The organism is Tenacibaculum skagerrakense (genome assembly GCF_004345825.1).
In the GTDB taxonomy this organism is placed as follows: domain Bacteria; phylum Bacteroidota; class Bacteroidia; order Flavobacteriales; family Flavobacteriaceae; genus Polaribacter; species Polaribacter skagerrakensis.
In genome coordinates, this window is record NZ_SLXM01000009.1 from 60,844 (window position 1) to 82,934 (window position 22,091).

The window sequence follows — 22,091 nt, forward strand, 5'->3', positions numbered from 1 at the left end:
AATTTATAATAGCTCAGAAATTATTTCCGAGCTATCTTTTTAGTGTTATATAACGTTATTATTCCCAATACATTTATTGAACTTAGTATTCAGTAATAAGTTTGTAGATTTACTTCCCAATACAGAAGTTAGAGAAAATATGACCCAAAATATCTTTGTCAACGTCGTATTCTCCTGTAATATTACCTAAGTGGCGTAAACATTCTCTAATGTCAATAGCAAATAAATCAGATGAAATTCCAAGCTCAATTCCGTTGGCAACAGAATTGATACTTTCTAAAGCATTGTTTAATGCTTCAAAGTGACGAGAATTGGTAACGATAGTTTCGTTATTACTCAAAGCTCCTTTGTTTACTAAAGAGGTTAACTCGTTTTTTAAAGTATCTACACCAATTTTTTGCTTCGCCGAAAGTAATAAAGCATCTGGAATCGTATTTTTTAAAGCTTCAATTTCAGCTTCAGATAAAGAATCAATTTTATTTGCAATAACCAACAATCGTTTATGTTCAAATCGTTGTTGAACAATTGCCAATTCTTCTTGAATTTTTTCTCGTTTTTCTTTCTTTGAAGTATCAAACAAGTAAATTACGAGTTGCGCATTATCCGCTTTTTCATACGCTTTTTGAATACCAATACTTTCAACAACATCTTCAGTCTCTCTAATTCCAGCTGTATCAATAAAACGAAAAGCAACACCATCTATAATTAATTCATCTTCAATGGCATCACGAGTTGTACCAGCGATATCAGATACAATGGCTTTTTCTTCGTTTAGTAATGCATTTAATAAGGTCGATTTACCAACATTTGGTTCACCAATAATAGCAACAGGAATTCCATTTTTCATGGCGTTTCCAAAAGCAAAACTGTCGATTAATCGTTTTAATACAGATGATATTTTATCTACTAAGGCATTAAATTTCGTTCTATCCGCAAATTCAACATCTTCACCTGAAAAATCTAGTTCTAATTCGATTAATGCTGCAAAATCTAATAATTGTCCACGTAACTCTTTTAATTCATTGGTAATTCCTCCACGCATTTGCTGAATTGCCATTTGATGCGAAGCTTCAGAGTTAGAAGCAATAACATCGGCAACGGCTTCTGCCTGACTTAAATCCATTTTACCATTTAAAAAAGCACGCATGGTAAACTCACCATTATCTGCCATTCTACATCCTTTACGTAAGAATAATTGTATAATTTCTTGTTGAATAAACACCGATCCATGACAAGATATTTCTACTACATTTTCTCCAGTATAAGAATTTGGATTTTTAAAAACCGATACTAAAACTTCATCAATAATGCGTTCATTTTCTATAATATGACCTAAGTGAACGGTATGAGTTTTCTGGTCTAATAAAGACTTGTTTTTTCGAACTGATTTAAAAAACTGACTCACAATTTTAATCGCATCTTCCCCTGAAAGGCGAATTACAGAAATAGCACCAACTCCAGATGGAGTAGCTAAAGCAATGATAGTATCGTTAACGGTTGTATGCAAATCGAATATTTTTTGCAAATATAATGAAGAGTTCTTCAGTGTAAAGTGATAAAGTGATTATTGTTACGTACGTGTAAATCGTCTTTTTAGCCAAATTATATTCGTTTTTTGATAAAAATTGCTAATTCCTGTAACAAAACAGGCTAAAAAAAGTCTAATAAGTGTAACTAATCATTAAAAAAATGCGAAAAGATAAACAATTACTTGTAATAACACATTTAAGCCAATTATTAGATTTAGTATCTGGAATAGGCGGGTTTTTAGTTCCATTAATTTTATGGGCAATAAAAAAAGATGAAATTGAAGGTATGGACGAACATGGAAAAGCAATTTTGAACTTTAGAATTAGCATGTTCTTATATGTACTGTTATGCATACCAATGATATTATTATTTGGTTTAGGATTATTAGGATTTATAGTGTTAGGTATTTTTTACTTCATCTTTCCTATTATGAATGCGATTAGAGCAAGTAATGAAGAAGAGCCAAATTATCCGTTTAGTATATCATTTTTTTAAATAAAATTTAATTTATTAGAAATAGTGAAAAACCCCTTTTAAAAGGGGTTTTTCTGGTTTTGGATTTTGCTATATTTACTAAAATTAAAAAATAGCTAACTATGAGAGATTATAGAATTTTATTCATTACTCTTTTTGTGATATTCCAAAGTACTTCTCAAATTAACAAGTTAAATACAGTTAGTAACTTGTTGCCTGTAGTACATATAAATGCGCAGTCGCCAGTGAAACATCAAGGAGTAAAGTATACATGTACAGCATTTGCTATTGCTGCTGCTTTTGAAACATTTCCAGGAGTTCCTAAAGATTTAAGCGAAAAGTATTTATATGCCTTTCAAAAAGGATATCAATATAATAACAAGGCTATAACTAGAGGTCATAAACTTGAATTCTATATTCCTTCTTTATTAAAAGATGGAATTATTGAAGAAAAATATTTACCGTATGAACTAGATTATAAAAAAGTGCAGCCCATGACTGAAAGTGAGTTTGGAAAGTACTTGTATGAAGGTGAGATAGGTTTTTTTAATTTAATAATGAATTATAAAGATAAGGCGGTTGTTTATTTAGATCAATATGAATATTTGAATACAGAAAAGGCGAGGAACATCGAATATATAAAACAGCAATTAAAAAATGGCGTAAAAGCTATTCCAGTTTCTTATGTTTTATATGCACCAGCATGGAAAGGTTTCCCTTCTAGACAATACAATACGATTACTCCAAATCAAGGATTTAAAGTAAAAACCATCACGGGTAATTATGTTACTTATGAACAAGCAAAAGGGTTATTTGGTAAAGATTTAAATTCTAAAATTGTAAATAATCAAGTAGTTATGGAAACTACTGATTTAGATAATAAATACATGGGACATGCGGTTGTTATTGTAGGATATGATAATGAAGGATTTATTATTAAAAATTCGTACGGTTCAGCATGGCGCTTTGGAGGTTACGAGCGTATTAGTTACGATTTTCATGAGCTTTTTTCTACAGAAGCACTTATAATTAAATCTGTTAAAAAGAAAAAAAGAAAGTGGTGGAAATAAATTTTAATCCTTACGAATAAAAATATTGGTGTAATACCATTTGTTAACAGGACTTTTTTTAGCTGTTAAATGAAAATGTGTGTAATTTCCTTCGATGTTTTTTCGATGTCCATCACTATTTAACCAACCATTAACTACAGATGTTGCAGTGCTATAACCAGAAGCAACATTTTCGGCCGTTGCTTTCGCTTGAGCATTTGTTTGAAGATAATTACTTCTTGCTCCAAAATTATCATGAGAAATTTCTCCCTTAGCAATCATGTAATCAGTATGTTTGTCGGTTTGAGTTTTAATGATAGCTAACAATTTCAAACTCGGTAAACCTTTATCTTTTCTATAATTGTTTATCAATTCAAGGATTTCCTTTTCATAGGAAGAAACGTTATTACTATCATCAAATATTCCTTCACTTTCAGTATCAGAATTACAAGATGTAGTAAGTATTGTAAACAATAAAATGGTAATTGAGTAAAAACGTTTCATGAGTAGGGGATCTAAATTGCTTGTTTTATAAAGTCTTCATATTCATAATAAAACAACTCAAATTGTGTCATGGTTTCCACGTAGAATTCATAACAATCTCTCCAAGTATCTTTATTGTGAATACTAAATTTTTTCTCATGTAAAACGTAGATTCTACGAATATATTTTCCACTATCTAATTGATAATTATCGTCAAAAATAACTTCAGGTAAAAACTCCGATTCTAATATCGATCGTAACGATAGTAACTGATCGTAAAGCAATTCGTTAGCAATTTCTTCTGGATGTTCAAAGTCTAAACAAACAAAAGCCGTTTTTCTGTCAGCTTGAAATTTAAAAGAAAACCCCTTTATTTTGGTATTGTATAACAACCATTTTCTTGGAAAAGATTTTCCAAAGCTAGTCCAAAATTCTTTTCGTAAACGCGCCGATTCTTCTTTGCTAAACATTGTATGTATGTATTCGGTGGGTTAGTAAGCAGTATTCAGTTAAAATTACTTTTTTTGCTAACTGCTAACTGCTAACTGCTAACTGCTAACTGCTAACTGCTAACTGCTAACTGCTAACTATATTTTTATCCATGTACTTTCGCTACAGTACCTCTATTTTTCATCATTTCAGCTTCAAAAGCTAATAGGTCATTCCATTTTTTATCTACAATCGCTCTATCCATGTATTTTCTAGCATATCCTAAAAATAAAGTATAATGATTTGCTTCAGAAATCATTAAGTCAGTGTAGAATTTAGATAACTTTTCATCCTCCATATTGTCAGCAAAAACCTTGAAGCGCTCACAACTTCTTGCTTCAATAAGCGCAGCTACTAATAATCGATGTACAAGTGCTTCATTTCGATCATGTACTTTCGGAAAAAACTTTTGAAGGTTTAGCGCATAATCATTTTTAGTAGCTTGCCCTAAAACCATTCCTCTTTCAACCATTACTTCATGTACCATTCTAAAATGTTCCATTTCTTCAATGGCAATGTCGCTCATATCTTTAACTAACTCTGTTTCTTCGGAATAATTTATAATAATAGATGTAGCATTACCAGAAGCTTTAATTTCAGCAAAAGCATGGTCAGTTAATAATTGCTCTAAGCCATTACTAGCAACATCAACCCATGAAGTTTCAGTGTCAAATTTTAATCCTAACATAATTTTTTTAAACGCTCTTTGTAAAAATAGGGGACAAAAATACTTTAAATTTTTTCATTTATAAATTAATCAAAATAAATGAAAAAAAATAAAGGATTAACGAATTGATTCTTGTAGTGAAACTAAATTAGATATTTTAAAGTTATGTATGATTTAGTTTTTACAAAAGAAAAATACTAAAACAAAAGGCTATTTGTCGAGTATTTTGTTAATTTTGGTATTTAACTCATAGAAAAAGAAACCTTTAACCATGAAAAAAATATTTTACGCTCTATTAATTGTATTAGTGGCAATTACAAGTTGCAAGAAGAAAGAAAAAGTTGAAAGTGATGTAAATGCATTTAGCAGTTATATCAGTATTTATCCTGAAAGATCAATTTCCGTTGTTCCAAATCTTAAATTTTATTTGAATAAGAAGGTAGATGTAGATAAAGTCTTAGACGATGTAATTACATTATCTCCTGAGGTTAAAGGTAAAGTTATTTTAGAGGACAATATATTGTCTTTTATTCCAGAGAAGAAATTAGAAAACGACAAAGAGTATGTGCTTAATTTACATCTGGACAAATTATTTAGCAATGTTGAAAAGAAGCTAAAAACATTTACAACACGTTTAAAAACTAAGAAATTGAATTTCAGTGTTGCACTGAAATCACCTTCTATTTATGATAAAGATTGGTATTATGTTGAAGGAACATTAACCGCTAGTGATGTTATTGATGGTAAAAAGCTTTCAGACATTATAAAATCAAAGTATGATGGGCAATCTCAAAAAATTACGTTTGATGTTACCGATGATTATGTTGCTACAGTACAGTTTAAAATTGATAGTTTACAACGTTCTGAAAATGATAAACCGTTAAATGTTTCATGGGATGGTGGGGTTATTAATTCGGATTCTAAGGGAGAAAGAGATATTGTAATCACTGGAAAATCTAATTTTAAGGTGTTATCTTTTGATGTTTTTGATCAGGGTAAAAAGCGAATTGAAATTCATTTTTCTGATTTACTACAAGAGTCTCAAAACTTAAAAGGATTAATTGAATTTGTAAATACTAAAACACAAGTGTTTACATACAATATCAAAGGAAATGTAGTTACAGTATATCCAACAAGTACTAAAGAAACGAAGTTAGATATAGAAGTTTTCAAAGGAATTAAAAATACCGAAGGATATACGTTAAAAAGTAATGTAGTTCGTAGTTTATATTTTACACAACTTAAGCCAGAAGCTAAATTTGTAAAAAGTGGTACTATTTTACCAAACTCTAGTAACTTAAAAATCAACTTTACAGCAACTAACTTAAAAGCAGTTGATGTTTTAGTTTATAAGATATACAAAAACAATGTATTACAGTTTTTACAAAACAATAATTTAAACAATAATGGAAATTTACGTTATGTAGGACGCCCAACTGCAAAATACACCGTTAATTTATCAGATCAAGGCTTAGATTTAACGCAACCAAATGCATTTGCTGTTGATTTAGCAAATTTAATTGATGTTGAAAATGGAGCAATGTATCGAGTTGAAATATCTTTCTCAAAAGAATATTCGAATTATACCTGTGATGGAGAAGAAAATAATACTCCTATTATTTATGGGAAAAAGGAAATAGATACCAGAGAATATGATGTGGCTAGTAGTTATTCTTATTACGACGATTATTACTATGATGAGGAGTATGATTATAATTGGAACGAAAGAAAAGACCCTTGTAAAGCTTCCTTTTACAGAGACACAAAAATTAGCACCAATATTTTAGCTTCTAATATTGGAGTTATTGTTAAAAAAGGAAATAACGATAAGACTTTTGTTGCTGTTACAGACATTATAACTGCACAACCAATCGGAGGTGCAAAAGTTGAATTAATTAATTTACAAAAACAAGTGATCACCTCAGGCACATCGAATGCAGAAGGTATTGCTGAGTTTGATGAAGTTAAAGGGGCTTACTTTGCTGCTGTTTCTAATGCAAATAATACAACTTACGTAAAGTTAAACGATGGAAACGCCCTGTCAATGAGTAAGTTCGATGTATCTGGAGCAAAACTTCAAAAAGGTATTAAAGGCTATATTTATGGTGAAAGAGGAGTGTGGAGACCTGGTGATCAGCTATTTTTAACTTTTGTTTTGAATGACAAAGCCAATCCGATTCCAGAAAAGCATCCTATTAAATTTGAACTGGTAAATCCTCAAGGTAAAATAATTGATAGGTATGTGGCCTACAAAAATGCACAGAACGTATATACATATGCTCCAAAAACAGAGCAAGATGCTTTAACAGGAAATTGGAATGTGCGTGTTAATGTTGGAGCTGCTAAATTTCATAAGAACTTAAAAATTGAAACTATTAAACCTAACCGTTTAAAGATAAAATTCAACACTGATAAAGAAGTTGTAAAAGCGTCTGAAGAAATTAACGGTAATATAGAAGTTAAATGGTTACATGGAGCTATCGCTAGAGGTTTAAAATATGATATAGAGTCTAAGTTTTCTGAAACTAAGACAGAGTTCCCAAATTTTGGCAACTACACGTTTGATGATGTTACACGTAACTTTATTACAACTACAAATACAATTGCGACAGGTAGTTTAGACGATGAAGGTAAAACTTCATTTTCTAAAAAACCAAACTTAGGTAGTAGAGTTCCAGGAATGGTTAAAGCTACTTTTATTACTAAAGTGTATGAAAATGGCGGAGATTTTAGTACGGATGTATTCAGTATGAAGGCTTCTCCATATACTTCTTATGCTGGTTTAAATAAAGCAGAGGAGCAGCAATCTAAAAACTATTTATTTACAGATCAGGATTATACATTTAATGTAGCATCTGTAACTGAGGAAGGAAAAGGATTGGCAAATAAGTTAGAAGTTAAAGTATATAAGTTAAGTTGGAGATGGTGGTGGAATTCTTCTGAAAATGGATTGTCTTATTATGATGGTTCAACTTCTCATACTCCATATATAACAAAACAAGTACCTACAAATGCTTCTGGTAAAGGTTCTTTCAACTTAAAGATAGATAAGAACGATTGGGGAAGATATTTAATAAAGGTAAGGGATATCAAAAGTAATCACGTTACATCTTCTGTAATTTATTTTGATTGGCCGTCTTGGTATGGAAAGAAAAGAGGAAGTCAAGATAAAACCAATGCTACGATGCTTGTTTTTTCAAGTGATAAAGATGCTTATAATGTAAATGAAAAGGCAACCATTAAATTCCCTTCATCAGAAGGAGGAAGAGCATTAATTACAGTTGAAAACGGAACAGAAGTATTAGATTATTTTTGGGTGGATACAAAAGACAAGCAAACGGACTTTGCATTTCCGATTCTAGATACGTATGCACCAAACATATTTGTGAATATTTCATTGTTGCAAAAACATGCACAAACAGAAAACGATTTGCCAATTAGAATGTATGGTTCTATACCAATATCGGTAAACGATCCAAAAACTAAATTAGAACCTCAAATTCAGTTAGCAGATGAATTAAAACCAGAAAGTACAGCAACATTTAGAGTAAAAGAGGTAAATTCTAAACCGATGACCTATACAGTTGCGATTGTAGATGAAGGTTTATTAGACTTAACAAGATTCAATACTCCAAATCCATGGTATACTTTTTATGCAAAACAATCTCTAGGTGTTCAAACGTGGGATATTTTTGATGATATCATTGGAGCTTACGGAGGAAAAGTAAATCAAATACTAAGTATCGGAGGAGATGAAGCTGAGGCTGGAAGTAAAAACAAAAAGGCGAACCGTTTTAAACCAATGGTAACTTTCTTAGGCCCGTTTCAATTAGGTTCAGGTGAAGTAAAGACACATAGTATTAAAATACCTAATTACATTGGTTCTGTTAGAGCTATGGTAGTGGCATCTGATAGTAATAATGAGGCTTATGGAAATGATGAAAAAACAGCATTTGTTAGAAAGCCAGTAATGGTACTAGCTTCATTACCAAGAAAAATTACACCTCAAGAAACTGTTACGTTGCCTGTAACTGTTTTTGCAATGAAACCAGAGGTGAAGAATGTTAAAGTAGAGGTGAAGCAAAATGAAGCCTATGAAATTGTAGGTGAAAGTGTTCAAAACGTAACATTTAATCAGCCTGATGAAAAGATGGCTTACTTTACATTAAAAGTTAAAGATTTTAAAGGAATTGGTAAGGTAAGAGTAGAAGCAAGTTCTGGTTCTGAAAAAGCATTTTATGAAGTTGAAATCGATGTTTTAAATCCGAATCCAGTTACTACAGAAGTAAAAGAATTAGTATTGAAGTCTAACGAGCAAAACACCATTGATTTTGCAACTTTTGGTACGAAAGGAACCAATGCAGCGAGTATTGAACTTTCAACATTACCTCCAATGAATTTTACAGATCGTTTAGAGTATTTAATTCGTTATCCACACGGATGTGTAGAACAAACTACTTCAGGAGCGTTCCCGCAATTGTACTTAAATGATATATTTGATTTACCTGCAGAGAAACAACAATCAATGGATAGAAATGTAAAAGCAGCTATTCAAAGATTATCTAGTTTTCAAAGAGCAGATGGTGGATTATCCTATTGGCCAGGATCTTCTTATTCTGATGATTGGGGAACTTCTTATGCAGGACATTTTTTAATGGAAGCTTCTAAAAAAGGTTATGTGTTACCAATTGGTTTTAAATCAAAATGGATAAATTATCAAAAGAATACAGCAAGAAATTGGAGATATACTTCAGATAGGTATTACAAAAACGATTTAGCTCAAGCCTACCGTTTGTATTCATTAAGTTTAGCTAATAGTCCAGATTTAGCTTCTATGAACCGATTAAGAGAAACTAAAGAAATATCTAATGAATCGAAACGTAGATTAGCAGCAGCCTATGCAGTTATAGGAAAAGCTTCTATTGCCAAATCTATTTTAAATACATTATCAGAAGAAACCTACCAAAGAAGATACTATTATTACTATGGTTCTGAAGTAAGAAATAAGGCAATGGCTCTTGAAACGTATATATTGGTAGGAGATGATGTTAAGGCGATTAAATTGGCAAAAGAAATAGCAGAAAGCTTATCTAGCTCAAGATGGATGAGTACACAAACTACTTCATACAGTTTATTAGCAATGTCACAGTATGCTTTAAAGAATGGAGCTAATAGTGGTATAACAGCAGATTATACGTTCAATGGAGCAACCAAAGGAATAACATCAGCAAAATCAATGGTTCTTGCTGATTTAGAAGGTATTAAAAATCAAAACTCATTTAAGATTAGTAATACTTCAAAAGGTGTACTATATGTGCGTTTGTATAACAAAGGAATTTTGCCTGTAGGTCAGGAAAAAGTAGTGCAAAAGAACTTAGATATTTCTGTAGTTTATAAAACTAAAGAAGGAGGTAGTTTAGATGTTTCAAGTTTATCACAAGGAACTAATTTTGTAGCACAAATAACCATTAAAAATACTACCGAAGAAAAAGTAGAGAATATAGCATTAACGCAATATTTACCTTCTGGATGGGAAATTATCAATACACGTTTTACCGATTTTGGTAACAGTACAAATTCTGATAGTGTAGATTATACAGATATTAGAGATGCAAGTGTGAGTAATTATTTCACATTAAACAAATACCAGTCAAAAACATTTAAAGTGTTATTAAATGCATCTTATTTAGGAGATTACTATTTACCAGGAGTGCAAGGAGAAGCTATGTATGATAATGATTATTTAGCAAGAACTCAAGGACAATGGATTAAAGTAACTAAGTAAGTTATATTTTTATCAATATTTAAACGCTCAGTATTTTCTGCTGAGCGTTTTTTGTTTTTCAAACTTTCTAAGTATAGGCTAGTTCATAACGAATTTTAATACACTCATAACATTTTTAAGTACAACAAATTGAAAAAAATACAATATTTACATTATTAAGTTCAATAACTAATCAAATTAACTAACCATGAAAATCAAACATTTAATTTTATTACTAGCTGTATGTTGTATTGTTGCCTGTAAAACAGAGAAAAAAGAAAAAGAAGAAACTAAATCATTTACCAAAGAGCTGACATCCTTTTCAAAGGATTCTATTGAATACAGCTTTGTCTTTTTAGGTTGTAATAGAGTGGATAGGCATCAAGAATATGATACTACAGCAACAAATGGATCTACTGCTAATTTATATGCCATGAAAAGAATATGGAACGAAGTAGCTAGTCTAGATCAAAAGCCAGATTTGTTTTTCTTTTTAGGCGATATGGTCTTAGGGGAAAGTACCACAACAAAATTAGACAGTCAGTTAAAAGATTGGGTTAATTTATATAATGACACAAGTTTTAGTGCTATAAGTACCTCAGGAATTGAAACTGTTGCAGTTCCTGGAAATCATGAAATGCTATACTGGGCAGATTACGGTGTTAAAGGTCATGATGAATGGCCGCTTAAAGGAGCTACTCAAATATGGATGAATCATATGACCGAATTTATGCCAAAAGATAGAGACATTGTTACTGGTAATGATAGCATTAATAACCAAATGACTTTTGCTTTTACTAGAAAGAATATTGGGTTTATTTTAATGAATACAGATACTTATAATGCTCCTTCGAAAGTTAATCCGTACGGTCTGGAAGGACAAATTCCAACAAATTGGATTATTAATAAAGTGGAAGAGTATAAAAACGATGCATCGATTGAACATATTTTCGTTTTAGGTCATAAACCTTATTATATTTCTGAAAATGGAATAATTACACCAAAAACAGGGCATGAAGGATTTCCAGAAGGCCCAACATTATGGCCAAAATTAAGAGAGAATAATGTAATTGCTATGCTTTCTGCACACAAGCATGATTATCAAAGAATGCAACCAGAAGGTGATAAAACGTATCAAGTTATTGCAGGAAACGCAGGTAGTCCTGGTGAGGCTCCCTTTTTTGGTTACACCAAAATTGACGTTATGAGTTCGGGCGAAATTCATTTAACAGCCATGGGATTTGATCAAGGGAATCCTTATTACGCACCTGTCCCAAATAGTCCAACTACGATAAGAGATCAAACAATTTTAACGTGGACTGCAAATGCAAATCCATATTCAAATTAAAACAGTTCAGGAGTAAATTAACTTTAGTACATTTGCTCCTGAATTTTATTATATCGCTATTATGAAAAAGAATTTACTTTGGTTCGCTATTGCTTTACTATCTTTTACTTCTTGTATTGTTAAAAAAGATTATATCAATAGAGTTGTCAAAGAAGGTAACTTCGAAAACTTTCAAAATAAAACTGTTTTAGTAACTGGTTTTGAAAATATCAGAGCAAATAATTTTATCAATACTTTTGAAAAAAACTTCGCAACAGATAGTTTATTTGTGGATTCTTATATAAATGAATTTATTACAGAAGCTATCAATACGAATTTGTTTGCAGAATATGTAATTGAAGTGCATCCTATCTTAGACGAGCTTAACAAAGGAATTAACGCAGATAAAGAAGTGTTAGATGAAGTATTTACCAATGCCGAAACCGATTATATTCTAAGTTTTTCAAATTTTGAAATTACCAATCGAGTTGAAACTACTTATAATCCAGCTGTTGGTCCACATGGAGTAGGAACTCACAGTTCAGTTGAGTACTGTATTCTGAATGCCGAAGTAATTTTATATGATGTTAAAGAACAAAAAAGAATTTTACAATTTGTAACAACTGGTGAGAGTTCGGTGTTCTTGTTTGATTTCACTAACACATTTATGAAAGCTAAAACACGTTCTATTCAGCACATTGTTAATTATTTAAAATCGGGTAAAGTAACCTATACCAAATACTAAACGAAACATTGATAGTTGAAAAAATGTTAGTAGATTTATTCGAGTGTTTTGTTTAGATAAAATTGGTAAATGATAAAAATCAAACATTTTTTATTAAAGCGATGGAAAAGGCTAAGTATTTTTCTGATATTGTTTTTGATGTATTTTTTTTCATTACCAAAGAAGTTATTTAATGAACCAACTTCAACAGTACTATTATCAAAAAATAATGAATTATTAGGTGCTACAATAGCCAGTGATGGTCAATGGAGATTTCCAGAATTAGATTCTGTTCCTTATAAATTTAAACACTGTATTCTCCAATTTGAAGATGCTCATTTTTATAAGCACTTTGGGTTTAATCCTATTTCAATTGGTAAGGCTTTTTTTGAAAATAGAAGAGCAAAAAGAATAGTTAGAGGAGGAAGCACTATTACGCAACAGGTCATTAGACTTTCTAGGAAAAATAAAGATCGAACCTACACAGAGAAACTTAAAGAACTCATTTTAGCGACACGGTTAGAGTTTAGACATTCTAAAGAAAAAATATTAAACCTATACAGTTCTCATGCGCCTTTCGGAGGTAATGTAGTTGGTTTAGAAATGGCTGCTTGGAGATATTATGGTTTACGACCAGAACAATTATCTTGGGCAGAAAGTGCAACATTAGCGGTTTTACCGAATGCACCTTCTTTAATTTATCCCGGTAAAAATCAGATTAAGCTAAAAGATAAGCGTAATCGATTACTTGAAAAATTGTATCGAGAAGCAATTATTGATAGTATAACCTATGTTTTGGCCATGGAGGAGGAATTGCCTCAGAAACCTTATCAATTACCAACGTTAACGCAACATTTTCTTCAAGAAGTAAAAAAAGAACATGAAGGAAAAAGAATTATAAGTTCAATTGATAAATTCTTTCAAAAGCAAGTTAACAATCTTTCGAAGGAACATTATCAATTACTAAGACAGAACGAAGTTCATAATTTAGCAGTGTTGGTTTTGGATGTAGAAACAAGAAAAGTTGTTGCGTATGTAGGGAATTCTCCAACCGATACAAAGCATCAAAAAGATGTAAATAATGTTATAGCGCCAAGAAGTACAGGAAGTACTTTAAAGCCTTTTTTATACGCACACATGCTTCAGTCGGGAGATTTGTTGCCAACTCAACTGGTTAAAGATGTACCTACGGATATTGCTGGGTATATTCCAAAGAATTTTGATTTACGATATGACGGTGCTGTTCCAGCAAATGAAGCATTAACTCGATCGTTGAACATACCTGCCGTTAGGTTATTACGACAATATGGTTTACAAAAGTTTTTAGCAGATTTGAAGGATTATGGTATTAAAGACATTAACCAATCTGCCGATTATTATGGATTGTCATTAGTTTTAGGTGGAGGAGAAGCAAGCCTATGGGATTTATGTAAAGTGTTTGCGGGTTATGCTGGAACCGTGAATCATTATGAGACATTAAAACACAATTACTACACTAATGAATTTCAGGAACCTAGTTATTTATTAAATAGTAAAGTTGATTTTGGTAAAGTACAAAGTAATTCCACTAAAATAGATGCAGGTGCTGCATATCTAACATTAAATACATTAACAGAAGTAAACAGACCTTTATCTGATCAGGCATGGAAATATTATGATTCTTCTCAAAAAATAGCTTGGAAAACAGGAACAAGTTTTGGTAATAAAGATGCTTGGGCTATAGGCACAACTTCAAAATATGTTGTGGGAGTTTGGGTTGGTAATTCCGATGGGGAAGGAAGACCAGATGTTACTGGTATAGGAAGTGCTGCTCCATTACTTTTTAAAGTTTTTGATGTGTTACCAAAATCTAAATGGTTTTTAGAGCCTTATGAAGATTTAATAGAAGAAAATATTTGTACAGAAAGTGGTTATCTTGCCTTACCTATTTGTAATAAAGTTATGAAAAGGATCCCAAAAAATGGAGTGAGAGCTGCATCTTGTCCTTATCATTTAGAAGTACATTTAGACAATACAGAAACCTACAGAGTAAATTCTAATTGCTTTCCTACGAATCAGATAAAAACTAAAGTTGAGTTCGTTCTACCTCCTTTAATGGCTTATTTTTACAAGCAAAAAAATTCAGACTACACAGAGCTTCCAGAATTTTTAGAAGGATGTAATACTTCGGAAAAAAGAGTAATTGATTTTATTTTCCCAGTAAAATATAAAACTAAGTTGTCTTTAACAAAAGGAACTGATGGAGAATTGAATCCTATCATCTTAAAATTAACTCATGCTAAACCAGATGCTAAAATCTATTGGTATATAGATAATCAGTTTATTCAGCAAACTACTGATTATCATGAGGTACCAATAAAACCTGCTAATGGAGAGCATATAATAACGGTTATTGATGATTTAGGGAATGAACAAAAAAGGAAGTTAATTATTCATTAAACCACTCTATTATTTGATTTTTATTTAGAATAAAAGCTCTACATTTACAGTTATTAATTTTTAAAGATGTTAGAACTAGCAGGTATAATTATATTAGGAATTTTAGCACAATGGGTAGCTTGGAAATTAAAAATTCCAGCTATTTTACCACTTATTTTAATAGGATTATTAGTGGGACCTATTGCTGCTGAGTACCTTAGTGAAAATGGAAGTAAATGGATTGAACCTATTTGGAATGGGGAAAAAGGTTTGTTTCCTGGAGAAGGCCTGTTTTATTTTGTTTCCTTAGCGATTAGTATCATACTTTTCGAAGGAGGTTTAACATTAAAAATTAGTGAAATAAACAATGTTGGGCCTGTTATTACGAAGCTAATTACGTTAGGTTCTGTAGTTACCTTTTTCTTGGGTGCTATTTCTGCGCATTACCTTTTTGATTTAGGTTGGAATTTATCACTTTTATTCGCATCATTAATCATTGTTACTGGGCCTACAGTAATATCACCAATTTTAAGAAATATTCCGTTAAAGAAAGATGTTGCAGCGGTTTTAAAGTGGGAAGGAATTTTAATTGATCCTATAGGTGCTTTAGTAGCCGTTTTAGTTTTTGAATTTATTAGTGTTGGAGGAGAAGGTGGTTTTACACAAACTGTATTAACTGAGTTTTTTAAGATTGTATTATTTGGAACATCATTAGGATTTATTTTTGCTAGAGCTTTAATATTCTTTGTCAATAGAAAGTTCGTTCCTCATTATTTATTAAATGTAGTTTCTTTATCAATAGTATTATTGGTTTTTGTATTATCTGATTTATTAGCTCATGAATCTGGTTTATTAGCAGTGGTAGTTATGGGAATGGTTATAGCGAATAGTAAACTTAAAAGTTTCGATGAGTTATTATATTTCAAAGAATCTCTTACTGTTTTATTAATATCAATTTTATTCATTTTGTTGGCAGCCAACATGAATATGTCTGAACTAGAGCTAATTTTTAATTGGAAAACTATTGTTTTATTTGCGCTAGTAGTATTTGTAGTTCGTCCATTAGGAGTTTTTATAAGTACACATAATTCAACCTTAAAGCTTAATGAAAAACTATTTATTAGTTGGGTTGGGCCAAGGGGAATTGTGGCGGCAGGTATTGCTTCTCTATTTGGAACTAAATTAATGAAACAAGGAATAGAAGGAGCACAGTACATAACTCCGTTAGTTTTTATCATTGTGTTAGGTACTGTTTTGCTAAATGCAACAACAGCTAGAATGTTTGCTAAAATGATAGGTGTTTTCTTAAAAAAATCGGAAGCTATCGTGTTTGTTGGAGCATCTCATTCAGCTAGATTAATCGCTAAGTTTTTAATTGACAATAACAGAAGAGTTATTTTATTAGATAGCAATAAAGATTATGTTAATGATGCGAAAGAAATGGGAATTGAGGCATTTAATATTGATATCTATAATGATAATATTGATAGTAATGTCGAGCTAAATGATGTTGGATACTTAATTGCAATGACAGGTAGTGATGTAATTAATAAATATGCGTTAGAACGTTTTTCAAGTATTTTTGGAGAAATGGGAGCGTATAGACTGGCTACCTCAAGAGAAGTAACTTCAAAGAAACCTGAAAACTCTGATACATTATTCACTCAAAATGATGATTTCATCAATTTAACAGAGACCATTAGAGATTATCCTAAGATTAACGAATTAAAGGTTACATCATCTAAAGATTTCCAAGAAAAAGTGGCTGTAATAACAAAGCATGACAAAGCAATTCCTTTATTCCTAAAATCAAATTCTCAGATTAAAATTCTAGCTGAGGTAGAAGATCAGGATATAAAAGAGAATGATGTTATTGTTTATGTTGGGGAAGAAGTTGCATAATATAATTTCGGAAATCCACATTTTCAAGTGCAGTAAATACATTTTTTATTGAAAGGCTATAAACTAGCTTTGATTTATATAAAAGATGTTATTTATGGAAGAGATAGTTTTTCAAGAATTATTAGGGAATACAAAGTTTAGTAATATTAATCACTTTATTACTTCGGTGATAAATAAATATACAGCTAAAGAAGTTACTTACGATGATGTTAAAGAATCGATATTAAAATTGGTTATTTATAGATTTATTAAGGTAGATAATTCAAATTCAACGAATCATTGTATTTCTAAAGAAGACAATTTTTATGAAGCAAAAGAATTAGGAGGAGTTAATTCTTGGTTAGCGCATAAAAGATCTTTGAGCACCGCAGTTTAATTAGATATCTAACCCAAAAGTATTTTTTAACTTTTCTAAAAGAGGATTCTTTTCCTTTAGTTTTTCATATTTCTCATGAGGAGTATAAGCAAACTTCTTTTCTATGGTTTCACTAACATTAATAGTAACAGCGATACCATAATTGTTTAATCGTTCTCTTAAAAACTTAAGTAATCCAGGTCTCCCTTTTTCTAACTGGCTTTTCATCAGATTATTTGGAAGGTTGACTAAAATTTCAAAATTTGCTTTTAATGATGGCTGTCCGGCCAATAATATCGATGCGATATTTTTCTCGCCAAGTTCTTGAAGTTTAAAGTAGTATTTTTTCCATGCTTCCTTTAATTGTTCTTCTGTAAAAGGAGTTTTAGGATGATTGTCGAAGTTTTCTTCTTCATCGCTAATTACTTTAACCTCTCTTTTTTCTTGTAAACTCTTTAAAGATAGCGCAGAGGTTCTTCTCTTAACATTTTTAATAGAAGGTTTCTTTACTTCAGTAACTATTGGTTTAGGAGCTTCTGATGTAGCTGTAGTAGTTGTTACTTTAGTGGTTGGTGTAACTTCTTTTTGAACTTTTTTTACACTTGGTGATAAAGAGGTAAAAAAGGTCGCTGGAATTATGAAGTTGCTAGATTTTTTTTTTTCTCCATCAAAATTGATAGAGGCTACTTGCATAAGACATAATTCAACTAACAAACGTTGATTTTTACTTGATTTGTATTTTAAGTCACAATCGTTTGTCTTATCAATGGCAGGTAATAAAAAAGCCATAGAAGCTTTTGCTGCTTGTTCTAGATATTTTTTCTTAACAGTATCGCCGACTTCTAGTAAACTAATAGTAGCAGTATCTTTAGCAACCAATAAATCTCTAAAGTGTGATGCTAGTCCGCTAATAAAATGTTGTCCTTCAAATCCTTTTGATAAAACATCATTATAAGCCATTAATACTTCTGGAATCTTATTTTCCAATAATAAATCCGTCATATTAAAATATACCTCATAATCTAATACATTTAGATTTTGAGTTACAGCTTCACGAGTTAAATTGTTTCCTGAAAAACTTACTACTCTATCAAAAATAGATAAAGCGTCACGCATTGCACCATCAGCTTTTTGAGCAATAATGTGTAATGCATCATCTTCTGCAGTAATGTTTTCTCGTTCGCAAATTATCTTTAAGTAGTTTTTAGCGTCTAATACACCAATACGTTTAAAATCAAAAATCTGGCAACGAGATAAAATCGTTGGAATAATTTTATGCTTTTCTGTGGTTGCTAATATGAAAATAGCATGTGTTGGTGGTTCTTCTAATGTTTTTAAGAAAGCATTAAAAGCTGCTTGGGAAAGCATATGAACCTCATCAATTATATAAACTTTGTATTTACCAGTTTGAGGTGGTATACGAACTTGGTCTGTTAAATTTCTAATATCATCTACAGAGTTATTAGAGGCAGCATCGAGTTCAAAAATATTAAAAGCAAAATCTTCTTCGGTAGTATTATCCGAACTTTCTTGGTTAATACGTTTTGCTAAAATTCGAGCACATGAAGTTTTTCCTACACCACGTGGACCAGTAAATAAAAGAGCTTGCGCTAAATGATTATTTTTTATAGCATTTTCTAACGTATTTGTTATGGCTTGTTGCCCAACAACATCCTCAAAATTTTGAGGGCGATATTTACGTGCAGATACTATAAAGTGTTCCATTACTACTCTTAAATTCTAAAACAAAAGTAGCAAACCCAACTAGTATTGACAAACAAAGTTGTGAACAATAAAAAATCCCACTTCTAAGTAATTAAAAGTGAGATTTAAAACAACACAAATTAAGGACATTAATTTAGAAATTTATCAATTATAGTATTGATTTCTTTCTTTGAAGCATCTGCTTTTAAAGCGAATAAATGAGAGAATAATTTTTTGTCATTTACTTTAGGTTGTAGGGTAATATCTTTTTTCATATCAAAAGTTGTATCCCATTTTTTTCTGATTTTTTTCCACAAATCTTTGTTTTCTTTCCACCATTTTTGAGCAGCTTCACATTCATTATCAGCTACTTTTTCATACGTATTATACCCTTTTTCTTGTGCTAAAATGAAATCTTCTTTGTTGTCTTCTCTAATGATTTTGTCATTATCTTGATTATGTACCCAACCAGTTTTTGTGATTTCATGACGATTACGTCTGTGCATTACATTGTAGTCAGAACGTTTCGTATGTTCACGTCTTGCTAAAGGAGCATCTGTTCCATTTTCCCAATAGCTTTTCCCATCAACATGAACCCAAGTTGCCGTACCTTCATATCTTGGACTATCATCTACTTGATAAACTTTTTGTGTCCATTGACCTTCTACAGATTCTTTTGGAAGTTCAACATATTTCCAATGTGTTCCTTTATTGAACATAAACAGGTCTTGATTTTCATACAACCAATCTTGTCTCCAATGCTTAACAATATGTGGTTTCGATTTTGGTCCGACAATAAGTAAGTGTTGTAATTGAATCTTGTTGTTTTTATCCGTAATTACTTCCACCCATTCTAACGCTTTATCGTGTTTAACTGCTGATGGTTTGTATAAGCTATCAGTTGAATAGTTAAATGTTTCGGTAAAGTTGAACCCAACTTTAAAGCATCCGCTCATTGCTTTAATAGCCTTAATATCCTGTTGTTTTTTGTTTTTTTGAGCATTACCAGAGTAAAGTAATGATAGCGTGATTGTTAGTGCTAATCCTAGTTTTTTCATTTCTATGTTTTTAAAATTACTACGATGCAAATTTATAATATTTATTTAGATTGAATAAAAATAAAATATATATTTGCATTAAAATTATTAAGAATGTTTCTAAATAAGGTTTTCAGAACAATCATTTTATGCATGGTAATTCATGTAAATAGCCAAGAGAATAAGGAGAAAAAAGATTCTATTCCAAATAAGTTAGATGAAGTAATAGTTACAGCAACTCGAACTAAACGTCAATTGTCTTCTTTACCAATGCCAGTTACTTTAATTAGTAAAAAACAAATTTTACAAACAGGTGCTACACGATTACGAGATATTATTTTGGAACAAACGGGTTTGATTATGGTTTCTGATTTTGGTAGTTCTGAAGGTGTACAAATGCAAGGTGTAGATGCAGAGTATACATTGATTTTGGTAAATGGACTTCCGTTAATTGGTAGAACTTCTGGAAATATTGACCTAAACCGCTTGTCTATCAATAATATTAAACAAATTGAAATTGTTAAAGGTCCATCTTCTTCGTTATATGGTTCCGAAGCTTTAGGTGGTGTAATTAATATCATTACCGAAAATCCTAAAGACGGAGTTTCTAAAGGAACTGTTTCGTATATGTCTCGATTTGCAGCAAGAGAAGAGTTGGATATAAATACGAGTTATTCTTATGGGAAGGAGAACTTCGGAATTAATGTAGGGTTGAATTTGAATTCTGGAGGAACTTATGATGTATCTCCTGGAGATAATATCAATACGGCTCAGGCGTATCAAAACGGATCGGGTAATTTACTGTTGAATTATAGTTTTACTAAAAAAGTAAAAACCGTAATTGAAGGCAGGTATTTTAAAGAAACCATTTTTAACAATTCAGGAGATGCTAGTCGTTTAGATTTTGGAGGCTCTCTAAAGACCACACAAACGTTAAGTGATTCTTTTAAAATTGATTACTTATTCTACGGAACACGATTTAAAACTGAAAGTGTTTTTAATGGTGAAACATCTGCATTTAATCAAACATTATATAGGCCAGAGATAAAGTTAGATGTTAATTTTGATGAGGGAAATCTCGTAAGTGGACTGGGAGCAAACTTTGATGGTTTAGAAAGAACTTTTTTTGATGGTAAAGAACAATTTAACGGATATTATGCCTTTACTCAGTTTGATACAAATTTTACTGATAAAGTAAATATAGTTGCTGGTTTACGATTCGATGCGTTTAATAAATTCAAATCTGCTTTTAGCCCGAAATTATCGGCAAATTATAAAATTAATGATTGGATAACAGCAAAATCATCAGTTGGTTTTGGGTATAAAGTTCCAGACTTCAGACAATTGTTTTTTAACTTCAGAAATACTGCGGGAGGCTATGTGGTTTTAGGAACTCAAGTTTTACATGAGTTATATGGTGATTTACCAGAAGTTAGTTCGTTAGAAAAAGAATTAAAACCGGAAAGTTCAATAGGATACAACTTTGGATTTCAGATAAAACCGACTACAAATCTTAAAATCAATCTAAACTTTTTTAGAAATGATATTCGTGATTTAATTAACACGTTTGTAGTGTCTAGAAACTTCCCAGACTTACCAAATACATCTGTTTTTTCTTACGAAAATCGAAATCGTGTGTTTACACAAGGTCTCGAACTAGAAACAGATTACAGAATCAATACAAATCTTCGATTTTCAGCTGGATATCAATTTTTGGATACAGGCGATAAAGAAGAAATCAATCAAATAAAAAGGGGAGAAGTCTTTTTTAGAAGAACACCAACATCTCCGTCGGAATTATTATCAATAAACGATTATTTCGGGCTTGCGAATAGATCTAAACATACAGCAAATTTGAAGTTCTTCTATGAAAACTTCCAACATGATTTTTCAGTAAATCTTAGACTATTGTATCGAAGTCGTTTTGCATTATTCGATACCAATAATAACAATGAAATTATTGATAAATACGATGATTTTGTTGCGGGAAATACACTCATAAATCTAGCGTTTCAAAAGAGATTTTATGATTTTATCAATCTTCAATTAGGAGTTGATAATGTATTCAATTCAAATGGTGAAGAGAATCGTAATCGCTTCGAAAATATTGATGCAGCGCGACGATTAGGAAGAACATTTTTTACAAGAATTCAATTTAATATTTAATA

Annotated in this window: 15 protein-coding genes; 9 read left to right on the forward strand and 6 right to left on the reverse strand. The window is 31.1% G+C overall.

The genetic code is table 11. The features are described 5' to 3' along the window. Nucleotides 1-109: 109 nt before the first annotated feature. The gene (gene mnmE / locus EV195_RS13965; RefSeq protein ID WP_132795585.1) at nucleotides 110-1,507 is read right to left on the reverse strand and encodes a tRNA uridine-5-carboxymethylaminomethyl(34) synthesis GTPase MnmE; all 1,398 of its coding nucleotides are present in this window, start codon (nucleotides 1,505-1,507) and stop codon (nucleotides 110-112) included. Between the two features lie 182 nt (nucleotides 1,508-1,689). Between mnmE and EV195_RS13970 the strand changes: the two genes are divergently transcribed. Both EV195_RS13970 and EV195_RS13975 read left to right on the forward strand, forming a co-directional pair. Then, on the forward strand, nucleotides 1,690-2,025 hold the full coding sequence (locus EV195_RS13970; RefSeq protein ID WP_132795586.1) for a DUF4870 domain-containing protein: 336 nt from the start codon (nucleotides 1,690-1,692) through the stop codon (nucleotides 2,023-2,025). Between the two features lie 101 nt (nucleotides 2,026-2,126). After that, nucleotides 2,127-3,074, forward strand: a complete 948-nt coding sequence (locus EV195_RS13975; RefSeq protein WP_132795587.1) for a C1 family peptidase — start codon at nucleotides 2,127-2,129, stop codon at nucleotides 3,072-3,074. Nucleotides 3,075-3,077: 3 nt separating this feature from the next. On the opposite strand, the gene EV195_RS13980 is transcribed toward EV195_RS13975, so the two are convergent. From EV195_RS13980 to miaE, 3 genes are all read right to left on the reverse strand, one after another. After that, on the reverse strand, nucleotides 3,078-3,557 hold the full coding sequence (locus tag EV195_RS13980) for a CAP domain-containing protein (protein WP_132795588.1): 480 nt from the start codon (nucleotides 3,555-3,557) through the stop codon (nucleotides 3,078-3,080). 11 nt (nucleotides 3,558-3,568) lie between these two features. Continuing rightward, nucleotides 3,569-4,006, reverse strand: a complete 438-nt coding sequence (locus EV195_RS13985; RefSeq protein ID WP_132795589.1) for a DUF4268 domain-containing protein — start codon at nucleotides 4,004-4,006, stop codon at nucleotides 3,569-3,571. A 125-nt stretch (nucleotides 4,007-4,131) separates the two neighbouring features. Continuing rightward, nucleotides 4,132-4,713, reverse strand: coding sequence for a tRNA-(ms[2]io[6]A)-hydroxylase (gene miaE, locus EV195_RS13990; RefSeq protein ID WP_132795590.1), 582 nt, complete (start codon nucleotides 4,711-4,713; stop codon nucleotides 4,132-4,134). Between the two features lie 250 nt (nucleotides 4,714-4,963). Here miaE and EV195_RS13995 point away from each other — a divergent pair, with 250 nt between their 5' ends. The 6 genes from EV195_RS13995 to EV195_RS14020 all read left to right on the forward strand — a co-directional run bounded on the left by EV195_RS13995 (nucleotide 4,964) and on the right by EV195_RS14020 (nucleotide 17,203). After that, complete coding sequence (locus EV195_RS13995) at nucleotides 4,964-10,477, forward strand: alpha-2-macroglobulin family protein (protein WP_132795591.1); 5,514 nt, start codon at nucleotides 4,964-4,966, stop codon at nucleotides 10,475-10,477. Between the two features lie 187 nt (nucleotides 10,478-10,664). Continuing rightward, on the forward strand, nucleotides 10,665-11,804 hold the full coding sequence (locus tag EV195_RS14000; RefSeq protein ID WP_132795592.1) for a metallophosphoesterase family protein: 1,140 nt from the start codon (nucleotides 10,665-10,667) through the stop codon (nucleotides 11,802-11,804). 61 nt (nucleotides 11,805-11,865) lie between these two features. Next, nucleotides 11,866-12,528 carry a hypothetical protein gene (locus tag EV195_RS14005; protein WP_132795593.1) on the forward strand — a complete coding sequence of 221 codons (663 nt, stop codon included), beginning with the start codon at nucleotides 11,866-11,868 and terminating at the stop codon, nucleotides 12,526-12,528. 138 nt (nucleotides 12,529-12,666) lie between these two features. Further along, a complete protein-coding gene (gene pbpC / locus EV195_RS14010) occupies nucleotides 12,667-14,946 on the forward strand; it encodes a penicillin-binding protein 1C (protein WP_243693130.1) in 2,280 nt (759 codons plus the stop codon). A gap of 66 nt (nucleotides 14,947-15,012) precedes the next feature. Then, on the forward strand, nucleotides 15,013-16,827 hold the full coding sequence (locus EV195_RS14015; RefSeq protein WP_132795595.1) for a cation:proton antiporter: 1,815 nt from the start codon (nucleotides 15,013-15,015) through the stop codon (nucleotides 16,825-16,827). 94 nt (nucleotides 16,828-16,921) lie between these two features. Then, nucleotides 16,922-17,203 (forward strand): hypothetical protein, encoded by a 282-nt coding sequence (locus EV195_RS14020; RefSeq protein ID WP_132795596.1) that lies wholly within the window; start codon nucleotides 16,922-16,924, stop codon nucleotides 17,201-17,203. Here EV195_RS14020 and dnaX read toward each other — a convergent pair whose 3' ends face one another. Beyond that, on the reverse strand, nucleotides 17,204-18,907 hold the full coding sequence (gene dnaX, locus EV195_RS14025) for a DNA polymerase III subunit gamma/tau (protein WP_132795597.1): 1,704 nt from the start codon (nucleotides 18,905-18,907) through the stop codon (nucleotides 17,204-17,206). A 128-nt stretch (nucleotides 18,908-19,035) separates the two neighbouring features. Next, on the reverse strand, nucleotides 19,036-19,944 hold the full coding sequence (locus EV195_RS14030) for a DUF6607 family protein (protein ID WP_132795598.1): 909 nt from the start codon (nucleotides 19,942-19,944) through the stop codon (nucleotides 19,036-19,038). Nucleotides 19,945-20,037: 93 nt separating this feature from the next. On the opposite strand from EV195_RS14030, the gene EV195_RS14035 reads away from it, so the two are divergent. Then, nucleotides 20,038-22,089 carry a TonB-dependent receptor plug domain-containing protein gene (locus tag EV195_RS14035; protein ID WP_132795599.1) on the forward strand — a complete coding sequence of 684 codons (2,052 nt, stop codon included), beginning with the start codon at nucleotides 20,038-20,040 and terminating at the stop codon, nucleotides 22,087-22,089. The last annotated feature ends 2 nt before the right edge of the window (nucleotides 22,090-22,091 follow it).